Source organism: Serratia oryzae (assembly GCF_001976145.1).
In the GTDB taxonomy this organism is placed as follows: Bacteria; Pseudomonadota; Gammaproteobacteria; order Enterobacterales; family Enterobacteriaceae; genus Chania; species Chania oryzae.
The window spans coordinates 531,757-553,296 of sequence record NZ_MOXD01000002.1 but is presented as its reverse complement, the minus strand read 5'-3'; the positions used below and the strand labels follow the sequence as shown (position 1 = coordinate 553,296).

19 protein-coding genes are annotated in these 21,540 nt (G+C 55.2%); 8 read left to right on the top strand and 11 right to left on the bottom strand.

Annotation, left to right across the window (positions count from 1 at the left end):
- Window positions 1-60: 60 nt before the first annotated feature.
- From dinQ to BMI79_RS05780, 5 genes are all read right to left on the bottom strand, one after another.
- Window positions 61-156 carry a damage-inducible type I toxin DinQ gene (dinQ, locus tag BMI79_RS24545; protein WP_417903543.1) on the bottom strand — a complete coding sequence of 32 codons (96 nt, stop codon included), beginning with the start codon at window positions 154-156 and terminating at the stop codon, window positions 61-63.
- A 372-nt stretch (window positions 157-528) separates the two neighbouring features.
- Entirely contained in the window at window positions 529-1,437 is a 909-nt protein-coding gene (gene gsiD / locus BMI79_RS05795) for a glutathione ABC transporter permease GsiD (protein WP_076941185.1), read from the bottom strand.
- Between the two features lie 8 nt (window positions 1,438-1,445).
- Complete coding sequence (gsiC, locus tag BMI79_RS05790) at window positions 1,446-2,366, bottom strand: glutathione ABC transporter permease GsiC (protein WP_076941184.1); 921 nt, start codon at window positions 2,364-2,366, stop codon at window positions 1,446-1,448.
- A 258-nt stretch (window positions 2,367-2,624) separates the two neighbouring features.
- The gene (locus tag BMI79_RS05785) at window positions 2,625-3,629 is read right to left on the bottom strand and encodes a LacI family DNA-binding transcriptional regulator (RefSeq protein ID WP_076941183.1); all 1,005 of its coding nucleotides are present in this window, start codon (window positions 3,627-3,629) and stop codon (window positions 2,625-2,627) included.
- Window positions 3,630-3,888: 259 nt separating this feature from the next.
- Window positions 3,889-4,431 carry a D-lyxose/D-mannose family sugar isomerase gene (locus BMI79_RS05780; RefSeq protein ID WP_076941244.1) on the bottom strand — a complete coding sequence of 181 codons (543 nt, stop codon included), beginning with the start codon at window positions 4,429-4,431 and terminating at the stop codon, window positions 3,889-3,891.
- Window positions 4,432-4,649: 218 nt separating this feature from the next.
- On the opposite strand from BMI79_RS05780, the gene BMI79_RS05775 reads away from it, so the two are divergent.
- The 5 genes from BMI79_RS05775 to BMI79_RS05755 all read left to right on the top strand — a co-directional run bounded on the left by BMI79_RS05775 (window position 4,650) and on the right by BMI79_RS05755 (window position 10,939).
- Entirely contained in the window at window positions 4,650-5,684 is a 1,035-nt protein-coding gene (locus tag BMI79_RS05775; RefSeq protein WP_076941182.1) for an NAD(P)-dependent alcohol dehydrogenase, read from the top strand.
- A 4-nt stretch (window positions 5,685-5,688) separates the two neighbouring features.
- On the top strand, window positions 5,689-7,206 hold the full coding sequence (gene xylB, locus BMI79_RS05770) for a xylulokinase (protein WP_076941181.1): 1,518 nt from the start codon (window positions 5,689-5,691) through the stop codon (window positions 7,204-7,206).
- Window positions 7,203-8,708 (top strand): sugar ABC transporter ATP-binding protein, encoded by a 1,506-nt coding sequence (locus tag BMI79_RS05765; protein ID WP_076941180.1) that lies wholly within the window; start codon window positions 7,203-7,205, stop codon window positions 8,706-8,708. The genes xylB and BMI79_RS05765 overlap by 4 nt, the downstream gene beginning before the upstream one ends.
- A gap of 75 nt (window positions 8,709-8,783) precedes the next feature.
- Entirely contained in the window at window positions 8,784-9,761 is a 978-nt protein-coding gene (locus tag BMI79_RS05760) for an ABC transporter permease (protein WP_425272344.1), read from the top strand.
- 170 nt (window positions 9,762-9,931) lie between these two features.
- Window positions 9,932-10,939: a substrate-binding domain-containing protein gene (locus BMI79_RS05755; protein ID WP_076941178.1), complete on the top strand. Its 1,008-nt coding sequence runs from the start codon at window positions 9,932-9,934 to the stop codon at window positions 10,937-10,939.
- A 75-nt stretch (window positions 10,940-11,014) separates the two neighbouring features.
- Here the strand turns inward: BMI79_RS05755 and gsiB are convergent, their stop codons facing one another.
- From gsiB to BMI79_RS05735, 4 genes are all read right to left on the bottom strand, one after another.
- A complete protein-coding gene (gsiB, locus tag BMI79_RS05750; RefSeq protein WP_425272342.1) occupies window positions 11,015-12,544 on the bottom strand; it encodes a glutathione ABC transporter substrate-binding protein GsiB in 1,530 nt (509 codons plus the stop codon).
- A 30-nt stretch (window positions 12,545-12,574) separates the two neighbouring features.
- Window positions 12,575-14,425, bottom strand: coding sequence for a dipeptide ABC transporter ATP-binding protein (locus BMI79_RS05745; protein WP_076941176.1), 1,851 nt, complete (start codon window positions 14,423-14,425; stop codon window positions 12,575-12,577).
- A 19-nt stretch (window positions 14,426-14,444) separates the two neighbouring features.
- The gene (locus BMI79_RS05740; protein WP_076941175.1) at window positions 14,445-15,404 is read right to left on the bottom strand and encodes an isoaspartyl peptidase/L-asparaginase family protein; all 960 of its coding nucleotides are present in this window, start codon (window positions 15,402-15,404) and stop codon (window positions 14,445-14,447) included.
- 255 nt (window positions 15,405-15,659) lie between these two features.
- Window positions 15,660-16,196, bottom strand: coding sequence for a DUF924 family protein (locus BMI79_RS05735; RefSeq protein ID WP_076941174.1), 537 nt, complete (start codon window positions 16,194-16,196; stop codon window positions 15,660-15,662).
- A 112-nt stretch (window positions 16,197-16,308) separates the two neighbouring features.
- Here BMI79_RS05735 and moeA point away from each other — a divergent pair, with 112 nt between their 5' ends.
- Together moeA and moeB are read left to right on the top strand one after the other, a co-directional pair.
- Window positions 16,309-17,547, top strand: a complete 1,239-nt coding sequence (gene moeA, locus BMI79_RS05730) for a molybdopterin molybdotransferase MoeA (protein ID WP_076941173.1) — start codon at window positions 16,309-16,311, stop codon at window positions 17,545-17,547.
- Window positions 17,548-17,549: 2 nt separating this feature from the next.
- Window positions 17,550-18,308: a molybdopterin-synthase adenylyltransferase MoeB gene (gene moeB, locus BMI79_RS05725; RefSeq protein ID WP_076941172.1), complete on the top strand. Its 759-nt coding sequence runs from the start codon at window positions 17,550-17,552 to the stop codon at window positions 18,306-18,308.
- 709 nt (window positions 18,309-19,017) lie between these two features.
- Here moeB and BMI79_RS05720 read toward each other — a convergent pair.
- Window positions 19,018-20,610, bottom strand: a complete 1,593-nt coding sequence (locus BMI79_RS05720) for an ABC-F family ATPase (protein WP_076941171.1) — start codon at window positions 20,608-20,610, stop codon at window positions 19,018-19,020.
- Window positions 20,611-20,761: 151 nt separating this feature from the next.
- Window positions 20,762-20,992, bottom strand: a complete 231-nt coding sequence (locus BMI79_RS05715; RefSeq protein ID WP_076941170.1) for a tautomerase family protein — start codon at window positions 20,990-20,992, stop codon at window positions 20,762-20,764.
- Window positions 20,993-21,055: 63 nt separating this feature from the next.
- Here BMI79_RS05715 and BMI79_RS05710 point away from each other — a divergent pair, with 63 nt between their 5' ends.
- A complete protein-coding gene (locus tag BMI79_RS05710; RefSeq protein ID WP_076941169.1) occupies window positions 21,056-21,538 on the top strand; it encodes a winged helix-turn-helix transcriptional regulator in 483 nt (160 codons plus the stop codon).
- The last annotated feature ends 2 nt before the right edge of the window (window positions 21,539-21,540 follow it).

Below are 21,540 nucleotides of genomic sequence, written 5' to 3'. Positions count from 1 at the left end.
AGAAATGTTAAAGGCCGGGGAGTGGTCAGCCCCCCGGCCTTAGCTACGTTTCCACGATCATCAATCGATGAACTGTCGGATCAGTTCCAGCAGCGCAACAAGCGCCTTCAGAACGATGAGAACTTTATCAATCAAAGTTTTCACCCGTTTCTCCATTAAATGGAGTGAGAACACCCCTGCTTACCCTTACACTGCCTGTCACAGAGGCTGCCCTTCATTGTTAGATGTGGACTGCTTCACTCCGGCCAGAGCACCGGAACCGGCACCACCCGTAATCCAGTCAGGGCTTGAATACGTTTACGCGCATGCCAGAACTCAGCAGTAAAACAGAGCTAACCAGTTGATGATACCGACTATATAGTGATTTGAACATGGAAGATATTCGGCGTATACTTGCCCTGTTAGATGTGGACTGCTTCATTCCGGCCAGAGTTACCAACTCCGCTCCGGTAAGTAAAAAACCGACTTCACCAGTCGGTTTTTTTACGCCTGAAATTCACTTATTTCCTGAAATCTCCGAACGCCCTGCTAACCTTTCAGCTTCGGATCCAGCGCATCGCGCAGCCCATCGCCCAACAGGTTGAACGCCAGCACGGTGAGGAAAATCGCCAAACTGGGGAAGATCGCCACGTGCGGTGCGATCACCATATCGGCCCTGGCCTCATTAAGCATCGCCCCCCACTCCGGCGTGGGCGGCTGAGCGCCCAGCCCAAGAAACGACAGGCTGGCGGCGGTGATAATCGAGGTGCCGATACGCATGGTGAAATAGACCACAATGGATGAAATGGTGCCCGGCAGAATATGCCGCAGGATAATGGTCCAATCAGAAGCGCCAATGCTGCGCGCCGATTCAATGTAGGTCAGGTGTTTCAACACCAGCGTATTGCCGCGCACTAAACGGGCAAACGCCGGAATGCTGAAAATCGCCACTGCAACAATCACGTTGGCCATGCCGCTGCCCATGATCGCCACCACGCCAATCGCCAGCAGAATACCGGGGAAGGCAAACAGCACGTCGCTAATGCGCATCACGATGCGATCCCACCAGCCTTCATAGTACCCGGCCAATAAACCAAGCAGCGTGCCAATCGCCCCACCCACCAAGACCGAAAACACCCCGGCCGCCAGGGAAATACGCGCGCCCATCAGAATACGGCTGAAGATATCGCGCCCGAGGGAATCAACCCCCAGCCAGTGCAGCAGCGAAGGGCCGTCGTTCAGCCGATCGTAATCGAAGTAGTTCTCCGCATCATAGGGCACCAGATAGGGTGCCAACAGCGCCGCCACCACCAGCAACAGCACAAACAGCCCGGCCACCATGGCCACATGCTGCCGCCGGAAACGCCGCCAGAATTCATGCCAAGGGGTACGCACCGCATGAGGGTTCACCTGCGGCATCGCTTTCAGTGCGGCATTTCGCCGCCAATGCTTAATCATGCGGCCGCCTATTGATAGCGAATGGAAGGGTTGATCGCCGCATACAGCATATCCACCAACAAGTTAATCAGAATAAACTCCAGGGAAAACAACAGCACTTCGGCCTGGATCACCGGGTAATCGCGCATTTCTACCGAATCCACCAGCAAGCGCCCTAATCCCGGCCAGTTGAATACCTTTTCCACCACGATCGAGCCACCCAGCAGAAAACCAAACTGCAGGCCCATCATGGTCACCACCGGGATCATCGCGTTGCGTAGCCCGTGCTTGACGATCACCAGCGACTCCCGCACGCCCTTGGCGCGCGCGGTGCGCATATAGTCTTCCTGCATCACTTCGACAAACGAGGCACGGGTAAAACGCGCCATCACCGCAGCCACCGCCGCGCCCAGCGTGACGGAGGGCAGAATATAGTGCCGCCAGCTATCTGCCCCCACCGTGGGCAACCAGCCCAAGTTGACTGAAAACACCTGCATCAGCAGCATCCCCAGCGCAAAGGCCGGGAAAGAGATGCCTGACACCGCCAGCGTCATACCCAGCCGATCCGGCCAGCGGTTGCGCCACACGGCGGAAGTCATACCGATCCCCATACCGAAGACCACCGCCCACAGCATGCTGGCGATCGTCAGCCAGAACGTGGGCATAAAGCGTGAGGCGATCTCTGCACTGACCGGGCGCTTAGAGACCATCGAGGTGCCAAAATCGCCCTGCAGAATGTTGACGAAGAAACGCACAAACTGCTGCGGCAGCGGTTTATCCAGCCCCAAATCCTGGCGCACCAGTTGCACCACCGCTTCGTCGGCGTCTTGCCCGGCCACCAGCCGCGCCGGATCGCCCGGCAGCAGATGCACAAACAGGAATACCAGCACCGCCACAATCAGCAGCGTTGGGATCAGCCCCAGCAGGCGTTTGAGAAAGTAATTAAACATTGCGTGCAAGTCCCTTCAACCAACCCTCTCCTACAGCGAGGTTGCAAATGAGTCTGTTGCTCTCACCCTGATTCAACAAACCTCTCTCTGCCCTTTGCCAATCTTCATGACTCATCGAAACAGCCAAAAACACTGCCAAGGATGACAAACTTTCTGACACTCACGCTCTCTATCTGCCGCTCAAAAAGCCGGGTGTCAAATACCTGTGTGTAGCGAGCAATGACCTGAAAGACTGCATTTTGAACCTGGGGCCATCAACTACCCCGCGATCAGTTTTCCTCTGACAATAACTTTCCCCGGCTTGACATTGTGATCCACCGCCCGGCGGATAGCCAACCCTACCGCCTGCCAGGCAATTTCATATAAATCATGGGAAATATAAGGGAAATTAAACCCATAAATCGATGCATAAGAGACTTCATCAATACTGAACAACGAGACGTCTTTCATCAAAATGAGCTGGTGGTCCATACAAGCCTTGATGATGCCTAACGAAATCTGGTTATTACAACCCACAAAATAGTCAGGTGCCTGATGATGGCTGAGATAATCGCTTGTCACCTGCAAGGCAGCATCCATATAGAAATCCGCATAGATAACATCCAGACTCGTCACCTTACCTTGCAACGCCGCCGTCAGCCCAGTAATGCGCTCTCTTGCCACATTAGAATCGTCAGGCCCGGAAACCACCACGACCTTTTGGCAGTGCTGCTCTATCAGATAGCGACCAGCCTGTAACCCACAGTCGAGATTGTCGATATAAACGCCGCTGCAATCTGCCCCCACCAGTTCCCGGTCAACCAAAATCACCGGAATACCCAGTTTTTCCAAATTTTTCAGATAACCGGGCAGATAGTTACGATCAGAAGAGAGCACCGATAAAATGATAGCGTCCACATTGTAGCCAATCAGCTTATCGATGATACGATCCTCATTCATCTGCGACTCATAAGAGTCAAAGGCCAGCGTATCATAACCCGCTTTTTGCGCCTCAAGTGTCATCAGCTTGGTGAGCGTACCAAAAAACGGGTTCGTCATATCAGGATTGACAATACCTATCGTTTTGCTCGTATTAGTCCGAAGATTACGTGCCGCCCTGTTCACCACATACCCGACACTCTCCGCCATGCTGAGTATCCTACGCAATGTCTCGGGGTGAACTTTATCCGGTTGGGAGAAAGCACGGGATACGGTAATTTTGCTGACATTTGCAAGCGTCGCGACGCTCTCAAGCGTCGCTTTCTGTGGTCGTTCAACTGCCACGTTTTACTCCTGACTGGAATGCGTCATTTTGTATCATAAAAGAATCATTAAATATTATCACTATTAATATATTTCGCGTTGCAGTCAGGCGGCAAACGCTGGCCCATAATCCCCAAGAGCATAGACCACTATGTGACTGGGGGTGACAAATCTAGATTTGAACGCTGCTTGCAGCGGCCCCGAAGGGGCCGAGTTACAAAGCCAACGCACATGCAACTTGAAGTATGACGAGTATAAATGCTCCCATTTTACTCCATCATTAACCGACACGATTAACACTGGGATCGGTGAAAATATCCAGATCATCACGGCTTTCTGAGGAAAACTCAGAAATCACTGCTCCCCGTTGCCCCGCCTGGAACCAGTGACGTGTATTAGGATTAATGGTGTATTGCTCACCTGCACGCAATAAAATATAACGCTGGCAGGTATACCACTGCTCGAAACCTTTTGGCGGCTCGCATACAGGCTCCTCCTGAGCGGTATTCAATGTCAATTCTTCATCCTCAACAAACAGATAGACCTCCCCCCAGCGGCAACGAAAGGTCTCTTGTTTACCCGGCGTATTGTTAAAGGGCGGATGACGATGTTCGGGGCAGGTCTGGTGTGAAAACAGCACTAGCTCTTTAGCACAATAGCGCGGTGTGTTGATATAAGTCAGTAACTGTAGCCCCGAGCGGGGGTAGTCGTGCAGGCCAAAATCCACAACCTCAATCATTTGTTTCTCGCTGTCAGTCAACTGTATTCCACAGCGCTCAAGAAACATCACGGTCTGTTCTACTGCCTCTTGTCGTGTCTGCATCATCCCCTCTCCAATGGTAATGAAATCGTTGTCATTATAAGTAAAGTGAAAGATGACTTATTGTGATCTTTATGGCTATTCATTCCCATAAAATGGGTGCAAGTTAACATTAATTTAAAAAGTGCAACCAAAATCACATATCAGATGCTATCAAATGCTTAATATCTTGTTCACTTGAATGTTATCGATACCATTAAATGATGCAAAAGGATGAAAAAATGAAAGCATTGGTCCTAGAAGAGAAAGGTAAGATCGCCATCCAGGATTGCCAGTTTGATGAAGTGCTCGGCGATAACGATGTGCATATCAAGATTCATTCTGTCGGTATCTGCGGCAGCGATGTTCATTACTACCAGCATGGCCGTATTGGGCCTTTCGTGGTCAATTCTCCAATGATTCTCGGGCATGAATCCGCTGGTGTTGTATTGGCAACCGGTAAAAATGTTCACCATCTGCAACCAGGTGACCGTGTTTGCATGGAACCAGGCATTCCTGATCCTCAATCATCTCAATCGCGCGCAGGGCTCTACAACCTGGACCCGGCCGTCCGTTTCTGGGCTACGCCACCGATCCACGGTTGTTTGCGGGAAAGCGTTATTCACCCGGCGGCCTTCACCTTCAAGCTGCCTGACAACGTCAGCTTTGCCGAAGGTGCCATGGTTGAACCATTGGCTATTGGTATGCATGCCGCCACTAAAGCCTCGATCAAACCCGGTGATATCGCACTGATCATCGGTGCAGGTCCCATCGGCGTCGTTACCGCTCTGGCGGCGCTGGCTGGCGGCTGTTCTGAAGCGATCATTTGCGATCTGTTTGATGAGAAGCTGGCAGTCGCGGCGCATTATGATGGCCTGCACGCGGTCAACCTTAAAACCGGCAACCTGGCGCAAAAGGTCGCCGAGTTAACCAGCGGCAACGGTGTTGACATCGTTTTCGAATGCAGCGGCGCAAAAGCTGCCATTGCCACGCTGACCGAGCACGCCACACCTGGAGCCACCGCCGTACTGGTCGGTATGCCGATTGACGCCGCGCCGCTGGACATCGTTGCCGCGCAGGCGAAAGAGATCACCTTTAAGACCATTTTCCGTTACGCCAACATGTATCCACGTACGCTGCGCCTGCTCAGCAGCGGCAAACTGCACGTTCAACCACTGATTAGTCAAACCTATAAATTTGCCGACAGCGTGGCCGCCTTCGAACGCGCCGCCGCCGGGCACGCTGCTGACATCAAGATTATGCTGGAGATGGAGTAACTTTATGACGCTCTATGCTGGTATAGACTGCGGTACGCAAGGCACGAAGGTCGTGATTGTCGACAGCGAACAGGGCGTGATCCTCGGTGAGGGCAGCGCTCCTCATCGCCTTATCAGCGACTCCAACGGCCGCCGCGAACAGGAGGCCGACTGGTGGATAGAGGCACTGGTCAGCGCTTTTCAGCAAGCGGTTGCTCAAGCGGGCGTCGATGCTCATACCATTAAGGGGTTGGGCGTCTCCGGCCAGCAACACGGATTCGTGCCGTTGGATGAGCAAGGTAACGTGCTGCACAGCGTTAAGCTCTGGTGTGATACCGAAACGGCGGCAGAAAACGCACGCTTGTTGCAGCAACTCGGCGGAATTCAGGGGTCGCTGGAAAAATTGGGTCTGCTGGTGGCAACTGGCTACACTGCGTCGAAAATCCTTTGGTTCAAGACACATCACCCGGAACGTTGGGCACGTCTGCACAGCGTGCTGCTGCCCCACGATTACCTGAATTACTGGTTGACCGGTGAGCGCGTTGCCGAGTATGGCGATGCCTCCGGCACGGGTCTGCTCAATGTGCGCACCCGTCAGTGGGACCAATACACCGTTGATCTGATCGATAACAGCGGACGGTTGTGGAACGCACTGCCACCGCTCAGAAGCGCAGAAAGCTGTATTGGCACATTGCGCCCTGAAGCGGCGGCAAAATTGGGCCTCAGCCCTGCCACCCGCGTCTCCACCGGCGGCGGCGATAACATGATGGCGGCCATCGGTTCCGGCAATATCACCTCCGGCACGGTTACCATGAGTCTCGGCACCTCCGGTACGCTATTCGCCTGGTCCGCCGAGCCGGTTTCTGCGGCATCTGAAATGATCGCCGGATTCTGTTCCAGCAATAACGGCTGGCTGCCGCTGATTTGCACCATGAATGTCACCTCAGCCACTACCTCAATACAAACCTTGCTGGATGAGGATATTCACAGCTTTAACGCGCTGCTGGAACAGGCAACTCCCGGTGCCGGCGGCGTGGAAATGCTGCCCTTCTTCAACGGCGAACGCGTCCCCCAGTTGCCGCACGCCCGCGCCAGCCTGCATAACCTCGATAGCGATAACTTTACCCGCGCCAACCTGTGCATGGCGGTCGTGGAAAGTGCCACTTACGGGTTGCGCTACGGCATCGAACTGTTCCGCCGCCAGGGTATCGAAGCGCGCGAGATCCGCCTGACCGGTGGCGGTGCCCGTAGCGCACGTTGGCGGCAGATTGTTGCCGATGTGATGGGTTGCCCGGTCGTGTGCCTGAACGTTAAAGAAACCGCCGCCCTGGGTGGCGCAATTCAGGCCATGTGGGCAACGACGCTGGCAGAAAACCCCCATCAGGATGCTAATGCGTTGCTGGCACAACTGTGCCAACGCTTTGTTTCACTGGATCCCTCTACCCGCGCGCAGCCTGATGCCGCCCGTCAGGTGCAGTACAACGCACTTTATCAGCGGTATCTGCAACGCCTGCAACAGACTCATCCGGAGGTACAACTGTGACACGCGATCCGCATACACAACAACCTGCCTATCTGCTGGAAGTCACCGGAGTCAAAAAAGCGTTCGGCCCGGTCGTTGCATTAAAGAACGCCGAGTTCTGTCTGCGCCGTGGCTCGATCCACGCACTGTGCGGTGGTAACGGCGCGGGTAAATCAACATTTCTCAGCATCCTGATGGGTTTTATTCAACCCGACGGCGGCGACATCTTTATCAACGGCGAACGCTGCGAATTTCACCATCCGCGTGATGCATTGAATGCCGGAGTGGCAATTGTGCAGCAGGAATTGAGCGCGATCCCGGATCTGACGGTGGCAGAGAACATCTGGCTTGGCCGCGAACCCAGGCGCTTTGGTTTTGTTGACTTCGCCACGCTGAATCAGCGCACCACCGCCCTGCTCAACGAGCTCGAATTCCATATCGACGCTACGGAGAAAATGCGCAACTTGAGCGTTGCCGAGCAGCAACTGGTGGAGATCGCCAAAGCGCTGTCGCACGCCAACGCCGACATCATCATTATGGATGAACCCACATCGGCGATTGGTGAAGAAGATGCGCAGAAGATCTTCCAGACCATCACGCGCCTGGCGGCCAAGGGCAAAGGGATCATCTATGTCTCACACCGCCTGTCAGAGATTTTCCAGATTGCCGACAGTTACACCATCTTTCGCGATGGCGCATACATTCACGAAGGTTATATCGCGGATATCACCCGTGAGCAGTTGATTGAGCACATCATTGGCGGCGAGTACGACAGCGAGTTCGCCAAGTTCAATCAGCCTGGCGAAGCAGTGATGATGGAAGTGAAAAACCTGAACTGGCGCAACAAGATCAAAGATATCAGCCTACAGCTCAAGCGCGGCGAGATCCTCGGTATCTATGGCCTGGTTGGTTCCGGGCGCAGCGAGTTTCTCGATCTGGTTTTCGGCATTCAGCATGCTGATAGCGGCACCATCCAGCTAGGAGATAAGACGCTTGGCCGCCACTCACCCAAAGAAGCGATCGATTGCGGCATCGCCTATGTCACCGAGGATCGTAAAGATACCGGTCTGGTGCTGTGTCGCTCGGTCAGCGAAAACATCAACCTCTCTTCGCTCGCGGATATCAGCCGCGCCGGTTTTATCAATGAAAAGCAGGAGCAGGTGCGCACCCAAGAGATGATTGAACGTTTTAACGTAAAAACTCACGACGGTGAACAGCCCGTCGGTCATCTCAGCGGCGGGAATCAGCAAAAAGTGGTGCTGGGGCGCTGGGCGTTGCTCGATCCTGAGGTTCTGTTGCTGGATGAGCCGACACGCGGCATCGACGTGGGGGCAAAGAAAGAGATCTACCGCTTTATGTCGGAATTCGCCCTGAAAAATAAGGGAATCATCATGGTTTCGTCCGAGCTGTCGGAAATTATTGGCATGAGCGATCGCATTCTGGTGTTTCGCGACGGCCAGTTGGCCGGAGAGCTGACGGCAGCCAACGCTACCCAGACTGAACTGATGAAACTCGCGGTTTAACAGAGAGATAATAACATGAACAGTACCCACTCCTTAGCACCAGGGGCATCGTTTTTCACCCGCAATAAGCGCCGTATGCACAAGTACGGCATTATCATCGCCTTCTTCGCCCTGTGCCTGATCGTGGCGCTGATTGGCGAATATCAACTGGCTCAAGGTGCCTGGAGCAGTAACTATTTTCTCAGTAATGAAAACATGCTGATTGTGCTGCGCCAGGTTTCTATCAACGGCATTCTGGCGATTGGCATGACCTTCGTCATTATCACCGCCGGGGTGGATCTGTCGGTCGGTTCGGTGCTGGCACTCAGTGGCATCGTCGCCGCCCGTTTCGCCACCAATAACAGCGGGCTGGCGATTGGCGATACCGCGACGGCGGTGATGATGCCGCTGATTGTCGCGCTGGGTATCGGCATCGTCTGCGGGTTGATCAACGGCACGGTGTTAGCCCGTTATCGTCTGCAACCGTTCATCGTCACCATGGGGATGCTCTCCGCAGCGCGCGGGTTGACCATGCTGACCACCGATGGCAATCCGGTTTCGCAGTTGAACAACGATTTCCGCTGGCTGGGTAACGGCTATACCGCCGGTATTCCAGTGCCAGTGATTATCTTCATTCTGCTGTTTGCCCTCGCCTGGCTGCTGCTGAATAAAACCATCTTTGGCCGCTACGTTTACGCAGTTGGCGGTAACCCGAAAAGCGCTCGCACCTCAGGCATTAACGTCACCCGCATTAAAGTGCTGGTATACACCCTCTGTGGTGCGCTGGCGGGCATTGCGGGGTTGATCCTCACCGCCCGTACCGGCTCGGCACAAACCAACGCCGGCGCAGGCTATGAGCTGGATGCCATCGCTGCGGTAGTGATTGGCGGCACCAGCATGGCCGGTGGCGTCGGTACGCTGGTAGGGACTTTCTTCGGCGTGCTGATTATCGGGGTAATGAATAACGGCCTCGATCTGCTCGGCGTGCAGTCGTATTACCAACAAATCATTAAAGGCGCCTTGATTGTCGTCGCCGTATTGCTTGACCCATCGCGTAAGCAACAACGCGATTAATTACCCAAAATAATTCGAGTTGCTTGACAGAAACGCAGTGCGTTTTTGAACAGCGCTTGCGCTGGCCCAGAGGGGCGAGGCCCACGGATGGGTCGAGTAACAAAGCCAACGCACATGCAACTTGAAGTATGAAGGGTATAAACCTGCAACAACCCTCCCAGGAGAAAGTAATGAATAAAACTAAAATTGCCTTGTTTGCTTCAGCCATGATGATCGGCAGTATGGCGGCCGCCCAGGCTGCACCAACCAAAATTGCGGTACTGATGTACGGCAACAAAGCTGAATTCGTGCAGTTGATGGAGAGATACGGTAAAGAACATCCTGCGGTGAAAAGCGGTGAAGCCGTGCTGACCTTCTATGACGGGCGTTACGATGCCTCAGTGCAGAACGATCAGGCAGCAACCGCCATCCAGACGCGTGCCGATGCGATTATCGTCAACCCGATGGATTTTGAAGCGAATATCGATATCGTCACCAACGCCAACGCAGCCAAAATCCCGGTGGTGGTGACAAATGCACGGTTGAATACCGAAGAGATGACTGCCGAAGTGGTTTCTAACGACGAACTTGGCGGCTATCTTGAAGCCAAAGCGGTACTGGATAAGCTCGACTGTAAGAACCACAAGGTGAACGTGGTGATCATCGAAGGCCCGAAAGGCGGCAGCGGTGAAATCCAACGCGGTAAAGGGAACGACAAAGCCATCGCGGAGTGCGGCGCAGGCCAGGTGACGGTGTTGGAACGTAAAACCGCTAACTGGTCGCGCGCCGAAGCCCAGCCGCTGATGGAAAACTGGCTGCAAAAACACCGCGGCAAAATCAACGGCGTGATTGGTCAGAACGATGAAATGGCGCTGGGTGCCATTGAAGCCATCAAAGGCGCGGGCCTGAACGTGAAAGACTTCGCTATTGCCGGAGTAGACGGTGTGTCCGACGCCATTCATGCTGTACAGGCCGGGGAAATGGTTTCCATCCTGCAAGATGCGAAAGGCCAGATCCAGGGGTCTATCGACGTGGCGCTGCGTGCGGTAAAAGGCGAGAGCTACCAGCCGCAGTCCGATATCTGGCAGCAGTACGCACAAGAGATGAAGTGGGATGGTGGTACACAGAAGCATTACTACATTCCATGGACCGTGGTGACCGCCGACAACGCTCAGCAGTTGTTGGATGCGCGTAAATAATCGCCCCTTTTCTCCTCCGGGCAGATGTTGCCGGAGGAGATTTTTATTATCGACCTGATACTGTGCAGAGGTGCCTTATTTCAGGTCTGCGTTGTCAAAGTTGAATGACGTATCCGGCATCACATAGAAACCGCTCAACTGTTTGTTATTGGCCGAGAGCAGGCGCTCGGTGACCAGGAAGATCCACGGGGCATCGGCCCAAATACGGTCCTGCACCTGTTGGTAAAGCGCCTGCCGCTTGGTGCGATCGGTGGTTGCCAGCGCCGCAGCCAGATCCTCATCCACCTGCGGGTTGCTGTAGAACGCGGTGTTAAACTGCTTCGGCGGTGCCGCCTGGGTGGAAAACAGCGGCGACAGCGCCCAATCGGCCTCACCGGTGGACGCCGACCAGCCGGTATAGAACATCCGCACGCCGGTGTCCTTCACGCCCACGCTCTCCACCTGCGCCGCGCGCTGGCCCGCATCCATTGCCGTAACCGTCACCTTCACCCCAACCTGCGCCAGCTGTTGCTGGGCAAACTGCAGCACCTTCTGCGCGGTGCTGTGGTTATGAGAAGACCATAACGTGGTGGTAAAACCGTTCGGGTAACCGGCTTCTTTCAGCAGTTCACGCGCCTTAGCCGGATCGTAGGGCCAAGGTTGATAGCGAGCAGCAAAGTCGATTGCCGGTGGCACCGGCCCTTCGGCCGGCACGGCATAGCCTGCAAACGCCACTTTAATCAGCGCGTCTTTATTGATGGCGTAGTTCAGCGCCTGGCGCACTTTCGGGTTGTCGAACGGCTTTTGCGTTACGTTCATGCTGATATAGCGCTGCAGAATTGACGGGGCGGCCACCAGATCCAACTTGGCGTTTTTTTCCAGCACGCTGGCCTGCTCATAAGGGATCGGGAAGGCAAAGGTGGCTTCGCCGGTTTGCAGCATCGCCGCACGGGTGTTGTTATCTACCACCGGGCGCCAGGTGATGGTATCGAGTTTCGGCAGCCCGGCTTTCCAGTAACCGTCAAACTTCTTCACTTTGACAAAATCGGTCTGGTTCCAGGTTTCAAACTGGTAAGGGCCGGTTCCCACCGGATGGAAACCGATCTCCTTACCGTACTGTTTCAGCGCCGCCGGGGAGATCATCACCGCTGCCGGATGTGCCAGGTTGTTGATAAACGCCGCAAAAGGCGTTTTCAACACAATCTTGACGGTATCCGGTGCCACCACCTCGGTCTTATCGATCATTCTGAACAGGTTGTAACGCTTGAGGCGGTTCTCCGGGTTACTGGCGCGATCCAGGTTAATTTTCACCGCTTCGGCGTTGAAATCGCTGCCATCGTGGAATTTCACTCCCGGATGCAGCTTGATGGTATAGGTCAGGCCGTCCGGGCTCACCTCATAGCTATCCGCCAGCACGTTAACCAGCTTCATGTCTTTGTCGAAGCCGAACAGCCCCTGATAGAAGGATTTAGCCACCGCCTGCGACAGAGTGTCGTTGGCATCGTACGGATCGAGCGTGGTGAAGTTAGACGCCACGGCAATCACCGCATCTTTGGCGGCCCAGGCCGGGCCAGCGGCCACAGCCAGTAGAGCGGCGGCCAGAACATTGCGTTTAAATCTCTGCATGGTCATATCGTTTTCTCTCCTGAGGCAAGGCTAAAAGGCACCGGCAATCGGATGGCGGGCCACAAAGTGCCCCGGCCCAACCTGCACTAGAGGTGCGGTAATGGGGTCGTCGCCCAGCGCGCGGATCGGGCTGGGTATGTCATCCACCAGCAGTGGCTGGCGTTGATGAGCTTGGGCCGGATCGGCAACCGGCACCGCAGCCATCAGCTTGCGGGTATAGGCATGCTGTGGGTTTTCAAATACGCTGCGGCGCGGGCCGATCTCGACAATCTGGCCGAGATACATCACGGCTACGCGGTGGCTGATGCGCTCCACCACCGCCATATCATGGGAAATAAACAGGAAAGCGATGCCAAACTCACGCTGCAGATCGAGTAACAGATTCACGATCTGCGCCTGTATCGACACATCCAGCGCAGAAACGGCTTCATCCGCCACCACCACTTTCGGGTTGAGCGCCAGCGCGCGCGCAATGCAGATCCGTTGGCGTTGGCCGCCGGAAAACTCGTGCGGATAACGCCGCGCATGTTCCGGCAGCAGCCCAACCCGCTCCAGCAGCCAGGCCACGCGCTTTTCCGCCTCGGCACCGCGCGCCACGTTATGCACCAACAACGGTTCCATGATCGAGAAACCCACGGTCAAACGCGGATCCAATGAAGCGTAAGGGTCTTGAAAGATAAACTGGATATCGCGCCGCAAATGCTGCAACGCCGCGCCTTTAAGCTGATTGATCCGCTGGCCGTTGAAGGTAATGGTGCCGTGCTGGCTATCGACCAGCTTCAGCAGCGCGCGCCCGGTGGTGGACTTGCCGCAGCCGGACTCCCCCACCAGCCCCAGCGTTTCGCCGGGGTATAAATCGAAACTGATGTTTTCCACCGCGTGCACGCGGCGGGTGACGCGGTTGAGAATGCCGCTGCGCAAATCAAAACGCGCGACCAGGTTTTCCACCTGCAGGATCGGTGCCGCTCCGGCCTGCAAGGTATCCTGCGGTGCGCCATTGTTTGCACTGCCGGGCAAGGGGAATTTGGCCGGCAGGTCTTGATCCTTCATCGAACCCAACCTTGGCACCGCTGCCAGCAGCGCTTGGGTATAAGGCTGTTGCGGCGCGGCAAACAGCGCGCGCACGTCGCCTTCTTCTACCTTTGCTCCCTGATGCATCACCAGCACCCGATCGGCAATCTCGGCGACCACGCCCATATCGTGGGTGATAAAGATCACCGCCATTTGCATTTCCTGCTGCAATTCGCGGATCAACTGCAAGATTTGCGCCTGAATGGTGACATCCAGCGCGGTGGTGGGTTCATCGGCGATCAGCAACGCCGGTTTGCACGACAGCGCCATGGCGATCATCACCCGCTGGCGCATACCGCCGGAAAGCTGGTGCGGATAGCGATCCAACACATTTTTCGCTTCGGGGATGCGCACCCGATCAAGCATGCGTAACGCTTCGCGTTTGGCGCTGCGGTGATCCATGTGCTGATGCAGGCGTAACGACTCGGCGATCTGCTCCCCCACTGGGAATACCGGGTTGAGCGAGGTCATCGGCTCCTGAAAAATCATCGCCATATCGGCACCGCGCAGGGTGCGCAAGGTGCTCTGCCTGGCCTGCGCCAGATCGAGCACCTGGCCGTTGCGGCGGCGAAACTGCATCACCCCGCGGGTCAGTTCACCGCCGCCCTGTTCCACCAGACGCATCAGCGCCAGCGAGGTGACGGATTTACCGGAACCGGATTCACCCACAATCGCCAGCGTTTCGGCGCGATCCACGTTGAAGGCCAGATTGCGCACCGCCGCAATGGTTTCTCCTTCCTGACGGAATTGTACGCTCAGATCGCTCACCGCCAGCACGCGCTGCGGCGGCAAGATGATGGCATCGCTCATGCGCCCCTCCGCTTAACGTTCAGCGATAGATACCGACGGAAGGGGCATCACCGACATAGCCAAAGCCACGGTACATGCCTTCACTGTTGAACGGCAGTGCTACATTGCCGAAGCGATCGATGGCGATCAACCCGCCGCTGCCGCCCATCGCCAGCAGCTTTTCCATCACCACTTTATCGCAGGCCTGTTGCAGGCTTAGCCCAGCATATTCAATCAATGCGGAAACGTCATAGGCCGAGACATTACGCATAAAGATTTCACCGGTGCCGGTGCTGGACACCGCGACGGTAGCATTGTTGGCATAGCAGCCAGCGCCAATAATCGGCGTATCGCCAATGCGCCCAGCCTGTTTATTGGTCATGCCGCCGGTCGAGGTCGCGGCCGCCAGGTTACCCAAAGCATCCAGCGCCACGGCCCCTACGGTGCCAAACTTGCGATCGGGATCGAGGGGATCGTCACCGTGCAGCGCCGCACCGTCATGATCGAGCAGCACGCGCCCCAGCTCCGCCTGGGCGCGGTGCAGTTGGTCAAAGCGTTCCTGAGTAAAGAAGAAGTCGGGCTCGACCATTTCCAGGCCGTGGGCAGCGGCAAAGCGTTCGGCACCTTCAGCGGCAAACAGCACGTGATTGCTGTTCTCAAGCACCGCACGCGCCGCGAGGATTGGGTTACGTATCCGGCTGACAGCGGCAACCGCCCCTGCGTCACGGGTGCGGCCATCCATCACGCAGGCGTCCAGCTCATGGGTGCCCTGATGGGTAAATACCGCCCCTTTGCCCGCATTAAATAACGGGCACTCTTCCAACAGCCTGACTGCTTCCGTAACCGCATCCAGCGCGCTGCCGCCCTGTGCCAGAATCACCTGCCCGGCGGCAACAATATCGAAAAGCGCCTGAATATAACGTTGTTCCTTTTCAGCACTCAACGCGGCACGGGTAATTGCCCCCGCTCCGCCATGAATGGCAATCACTGGTTTGCTCATTGACCTGACATCCTGTGTTAACTCAATATCTGGCGGAACTGATATACCCGTCATACTTGAAGGGGATAATTATTATTCTGTCTTTTTCGACTATATTTAGCCCGGCATACGATGTAAAGCACAAAGTCTTCGGCCAGGATTTGCTTAGATTATTTTGTACGTTGAAAGAACTTAATAGAATAAAAACATCCTGTTATCTCCGTACCTGCAACGTAATGCTGTCGCGCCCAGCCCGCTGGACGCGCAGCAAAATATTCAGAACCCCGAGCCCGGTTGCAGCAGAAATTCACGCTCATCTGGCGTCGATTCCCGGCCTAATATCGCATTACGATGTGGATAACGGCCAAAACGCTCAATAATGGCTTTATGACGTATTTCATATTCCAGTTGATCGCCATTATTTAATTCGCTGTACAACGCCAATGCCTGTTGATGGATCTGCACGGATTCGGAATGCATAAACGGCAAATAAAGAAAACCGCGCTGCTCAATGCTGAGCTGTTCGCATAATCCGCTCACGATCGCCTCCTGTGCCAATACCAGTGCCATACCATCACAGGAAAAAGCACGCGGCGTGTCGCGAAACAGATTACGGCTGAACTGATCGAGCACGATAATCTCCGCCAACCGCCCTTCTATCGTGGCGCGCCAGTGTGCCAATTCCCCCTGTGACGCCGCATGCCAAACCTGGCTGAAGCGGGTATGTAGCAGACGATCAAAATCATCGTCTTTTTTAAACCACATCACCGGGTTAATCTCTGTAAACCAGAAATCCAGTATCTGTCTGTGCATTGTCGTTTCCTATTGTTGACCTCAGGGGCATCATTCTCCCCTCCGGCGTTATCTGCCATAATAGCCGCACTTTGCCGAAAAACTCGCGCACGCTGATTATGGAGCTTATTTTATGGATCATTGCCATACTTCCGACCTTATCTCCCTTGAGCAGGCACTGGAGACCATGCTCTCCCAGGTTGCGCCACTGCAAGAGAGTGAATCCATTGCGCTGACCAGCGCCGCCGGGCGCATTACGGCCGCGGCAGTGATTTCCCCTATCGATGTGCCCCCTTTCGCTAACTCGGCGATGGACGGTTACGCGGTGCGCACCAACGAATTAAACACCAACGCGCCGTTACCGGTGGCGGGTAAAGCCTTTGCCGGCGCGCCATACACCGGCGAGTGGCCAGCCAAGACCTGTATCCGCATTATGACCGGCGCGCCGATCCCAACGGGGGCCGATGCGGTGATCATGCAGGAACAGGCAGAGGTGAGCGAGGCCGGTGTGCGCTTCAACGCACCAGTACGCAGCGGGCAGAATATCCGGCTGGCGGGAGAAGATATTCGTCAGGGTGCCAGCGTCTTGCCTGCCGGGGTTAAGCTCGGGGCGGCACAGTTGCCGCTGCTGGCTTCGCTGGGCGTGGCCGAGGTGCAGGTGATGCGCAAGCTGAAGGTCGCGGTGTTCTCTACCGGTGACGAACTGCAACCTGTCGGCCAACCGTTACAGGCGGGGCAGATTTACGATACCAACCGCTTTGCGGTGCGCCTGATGCTGGAACAGCTTGGCTGCACGGTGATCGATCTGGGGATTATCCGCGACGATCAGGCAACCCTTCGCGCCGCGTTCAATCAGGCAGACAGCCAGGCGGACGTGGTGATCAGCAGCGGTGGCGTTTCGGTCGGTGAGGCCGATTACACCAAGCAGATGCTGGATGAACTCGGCCAAGTCGGCTTCTGGAAGCTGGCGATCAAACCCGGCAAACCTTTCGCCTTCGGTAAGCTGCAACACGCCTGGTTCTGCGGCCTGCCGGGTAACCCGGTTTCTGCCGCACTGACTTTCTATCAATTGGTGCAACCGTTGCTCGCCAAGCTGGCCGGGCACAGCGAATGGCGCTTACCGGCCCGCCTGAAAGCACGCGCGCTGACGCCGCTGAAGAAATCACCGGGCCGCCTCGATTTCCAACGCGGCATCTTCAGCAGCAACGCCGCAGGCGAGCTGGAAGTGAGCAGCACCGGCCATCAAGGTTCACACGTGTTCAGTTCCTACAGCCAGGGCAACTGCTTTATCGTACTGGAGCGCGAACGCGGATTTGTCGCTGCCGGTGAAATGGTGGATATCGAACCTTTCAACGGATTACTGGGGAACTGAACATGCTGCCGGAATTAACCGATGCTGAAACGCTGCGTTATAACCGCCAGATCGTGCTGCGTGGTTTTGACTTCGACGGCCAGGAAAAGCTGAAAGCTGCACACGTGTTGATCGTCGGGCTCGGCGGTTTGGGCTGTGCGGCAGCGCCTTATCTGGCTGCCGCAGGCGTCGGCCACTTGACCTTGGTTGATTTCGACACCGTTTCACTCTCTAATCTGCAGCGCCAGATCCTGCACCGCGATGCCCGCATCGGCATGGCGAAAGTGGATTCGGCGCGCGCTGAGCTGAGCGCGATCAATCCGCACATCCGTATCGATACGCTCGCCGATCAGCTGGATGAGGCACACATGGCGGCGCAGATTGCCGCCTGTGATGTGGTGCTGGACTGCACCGATAACGTTGCCACACGCGATCTGCTAAACCGCCTGTGCCATGCACAGCGTAAGCCGCTGGTTTCGGGTGCTGCTATCCGCATGGAAGGCCAACTCAGCGTGTTTACCTATCAGCCTGGGGAACCCTGCTATCGCTGCCTGAGCCGCTTATTTGGTGAAAATGCCCTCACCTGCGTGGAGGCCGGGGTAATGGCACCGTTAGTCGGCACGATCGGCACGCTACAGGCAATGGAAGCAATCAAACTGCTGGCCCATTACGGCCAACCGCTGGTGGGGAAATTGCTGATGTTTGACGCCATGAGCATGCAGTTCCGCGAGATGAAGCTGCCGAAGGATCCGCAGTGCGAAGTGTGTAGCAAAAACACCTGAATTTCCCCGCAAGGATGCATATACCCAAAATAATTCGAGTTGCTTGTAGGCGGCAACTGAGCGACAAATCAGTCAAAGACTGATTTGAACAGCGCTTGCGCTGGCCCGTAGGGTGAGCCTCGAAGAGGCTCATAATCCCCAGGAGCTTACTCAGGTAAGTGACTGGGGTGAGTGACAAATCTGCGCAAGCAGATTTGAACGCTGCTTGCAGCGGCCCCGAAGGGGCGAGGCCCAATATGGGCCGAGTAACGCAGCCAACACCCAAGCGACTTGAAGTATGAAGGGTATAAACCAACCGATTATGTTTATTTACCGTAAACGGAGCGTATTGCGCTCCATAGCTAATAAGATCAAATAGTGAAGAGCTGAATTATTGCCGTCAGAAAGGAATGGATAAGATACACGTGGTAGAACAGGTTAGCCGCTATGGAGTGCGGCTGAACAAAGCCGAATGCTAAAAAGGCCGCATCAGCGGCAACTATTTGTCAGTTAAGACTAACCAGCTCCCTCTCCCTTGGGGAGAGGGTTAGGGTGAGGGGACAATCGCCGGACGACAAGCCCCTCACCCCCGCCCTCCCACACGGAGAGGGAGAAGCTCACCGTTCGATGCAGATTTGCGTTACGCCTGCTGCTATCGAGAAAGAAGAATTCATCGGCAGACTCAGACTCGAGCGGTTCCCTCACCCACAGGGAAGGTGAGGAGCAGAGCTTAAGCGATACCCTGACTACGCAGATAATCTTCGTAGTTGCCGGTAAAGTCGATCACCTTGTTCGGGGTAATCTCCAGAATACGGGAAGCCAGCGAGCTCACGAATTCGCGATCGTGGGAAACGAAGATCAGCGTACCTTCGTACATTTCCAACGCCATATTCAGTGATTCGATAGATTCCATATCCATGTGGTTGGTTGGCTCATCCATCACCAGAATGTTCGGGCGCTGCATCATGATCTTGCCAAAGAGCATACGGCCCTTCTCACCGCCCGACAGCACCTTAACGCGCTTTTTGATGTCGTCCTGGCTGAACAGCAAACGGCCCAGCACGCTACGTACCGCCTGCTCGTCGTCTTTCTCCTGCTTCCACTGGCTCATCCAGTCGAACACCGTCAGTTGGTCATCAAACTCGTATTCGTGATCCTGCGCGTAGTAACCGATCTTGGCGTTTTCCGACCATTTCACGCTACCGTGATCCGGCTGCTCATCCCCGACCAGCGTTTTCAGCAAGGTGGATTTACCGATACCGTTGGCGCCCAGAATCGCGACTTTCTCACCCACTTCAACCATCAGGTTGAGCTTGCTGAACAGCGGGCCGTTGTCAAAACCTTTGGTCAACGCTTCCACTTCCAGCGCGTTACGGAACAGCTTCTTATCCTGCTCGAAACGGATGAACGGGTTCTGACGGCTGGAGGCTTTCACCTCTTCCAGTTGGATCTTGTCGATCTGACGGGCACGAGAAGTCGCCTGCTTGGATTTGGAAGCGTTGGCGCTAAAGCGGCTGACGAATGCCTGCAACTCGTTAATCTGCGCCTTCTTCTTGGCGTTGTCTGACATCAGACGTTCACGCGCCTGAGTCGCTGCCGTCATGTATTCGTCGTAGTTGCCTGGATAAACGCGCAGTTCGCCATAGTCCAGATCCGCCATGTGAGTACACACCATGTTCAGGAAGTGACGGTCGTGCGAAATGATAATCATGGTGCTGTTACGCTCGTTCAGCACCTGCTCCAGCCAGCGAATGGTATCGATGTCCAGGTTGTTGGTGGGTTCGTCGAGCAGCAGAATTTCTGGATCAGAGAACAGCGCCTGCGCCAACAGCACCCGCAGCTTAAAGCCTGGCGCGATTTCGCTCATTGGGCCGTAATGCTGTTCAACCGGAATCCCCACGCCAAGCAGCAGTTCACCCGCACGGGCTTCAGCAGTGTAACCGTCCATCTCACCGTAGGCGACTTCCAGATCGGCCACTTTGTAGCCGTCTTCTTCGCTCATCTCCGCCATGGCGTAAATGCGATCGCGCTCTTCTTTTACCGCCCACAGCTCGGTATGGCCCATGATCACGGTATCCAGCACGCTGAACTCTTCAAACGCGAACTGATCCTGGCGCAGTTTACCCAGGCGCTCGTTCGGATCGAGGAACACGTTACCAGCGCTTGGCACCAGATCGCCGCCGAGGATTTTCATAAAGGTGGATTTACCGCAGCCGTTAGCTCCGATCAAGCCGTAACGGTTACCGCCGCCAAACTTGACGGAGATATTTTCAAACAACGGCTTACTGCCAAACTGCATGGTGATGTTGTTAGTGCTTAACACAGCGCTCGCTCTTTATGTCATAAGGAATGTGATTTGGCGCGCATTATGCCATAACGGAACGCAGATATCGTGGGGAGTTTTGATGAAGATTTGTGCGGTGAGGAAGCTGCGGAGATAGGCTTCAAGAAATATCTCCGCAATGATCAGTATATTATTCTCGTGGCGGAAACTTGGCGGCGATCATCGCGGCATTGGGCTGCAGCCCACCAAGGCTCCATTGCTCTGGCTCATGTTCATCGATTCTGACCCAAACCGACGCTCTGAAAGCCGGATCTCCCCGCCCTTCAACTTCCACCATTAAATCAGTGATACGTTTGAGCAGCTCGCTTTTCTGTTCCTCGTTCATAATTCCTTTGATGGTTTGCACATTAACAAAAGGCACGCTAATCTCCTTGTATTGATATAAGTCTGAATATCAGACTCAGGATAAGCAAGGTTACCGCCCGTGTCAAAAATGCTCAGGATCCCCCCTCTCTCTGCCGAATTATGTGGCTTAGCGCAGGCTGCAGAAATCATCGGCGATCGCTGGACGCTCTTGATCCTGCGTGAAGCCTTCTATGGCGTGACGCGGTTCGAAGATTTACGCACTGATATTGGCGCATCCAGGCACACCTTGAGCAGCCGTCTGGCGGCTATGGTCGAAGGGGGCTTATTGAGCAAAAGTGCCTATCAAGAACCGGGAACACGGGAACGCTATGAATATGTGTTAACCGAAAAAGGCCGCAGCTTGGGGCCAATTCTGATGGCGACGATGGAATGGGGGCACAAGTATCTGCTGGGCAATGCGCCCCATGTCATGTTGACAGAAAAAGAAAGCGGCCAGCCATTGCAACAGGTGCTGATAACCCGGCAAGGGAAAATCGTTACGCTGGAACAGGCACAACTGACACCGACTGTTCAGGCTGACGTGACAAAATCACTTGGCTAACC

Bases quoted from the DNA above. Each gene is read 5' to 3' on its own strand.
- dinQ (WP_417903543.1), bottom strand. From the start codon at position 156: ATGGAGAAACGGGTGAAAACTTTGATTGATAAAGTTCTCATCGTTCTG.
- gsiD (WP_076941185.1), bottom strand. From the start codon at position 1,437: ATGATTAAGCATTGGCGGCGAAATGCCGCACTGAAAGCGATGCCGCAG.
- gsiC (WP_076941184.1), bottom strand. From the start codon at position 2,366: ATGTTTAATTACTTTCTCAAACGCCTGCTGGGGCTGATCCCAACGCTG.
- BMI79_RS05780 (WP_076941244.1), bottom strand. From the start codon at position 4,431: ATGCAGACACGACAAGAGGCAGTAGAACAGACCGTGATGTTTCTTGAG.
- BMI79_RS05775 (WP_076941182.1), top strand. From the start codon at position 4,650: ATGAAAGCATTGGTCCTAGAAGAGAAAGGTAAGATCGCCATCCAGGAT.
- xylB (WP_076941181.1), top strand. From the start codon at position 5,689: ATGACGCTCTATGCTGGTATAGACTGCGGTACGCAAGGCACGAAGGTC.
- BMI79_RS05760 (WP_425272344.1), top strand. From the start codon at position 8,784: ATGCACAAGTACGGCATTATCATCGCCTTCTTCGCCCTGTGCCTGATC.
- BMI79_RS05755 (WP_076941178.1), top strand. From the start codon at position 9,932: ATGAATAAAACTAAAATTGCCTTGTTTGCTTCAGCCATGATGATCGGC.
- gsiB (WP_425272342.1), bottom strand. From the start codon at position 12,544: ATGCAGAGATTTAAACGCAATGTTCTGGCCGCCGCTCTACTGGCTGTG.
- BMI79_RS05745 (WP_076941176.1), bottom strand. From the start codon at position 14,425: ATGAGCGATGCCATCATCTTGCCGCCGCAGCGCGTGCTGGCGGTGAGC.
- BMI79_RS05740 (WP_076941175.1), bottom strand. From the start codon at position 15,404: ATGAGCAAACCAGTGATTGCCATTCATGGCGGAGCGGGGGCAATTACC.
- BMI79_RS05735 (WP_076941174.1), bottom strand. From the start codon at position 16,196: ATGCACAGACAGATACTGGATTTCTGGTTTACAGAGATTAACCCGGTG.
- moeA (WP_076941173.1), top strand. From the start codon at position 16,309: ATGGATCATTGCCATACTTCCGACCTTATCTCCCTTGAGCAGGCACTG.
- moeB (WP_076941172.1), top strand. From the start codon at position 17,550: ATGCTGCCGGAATTAACCGATGCTGAAACGCTGCGTTATAACCGCCAG.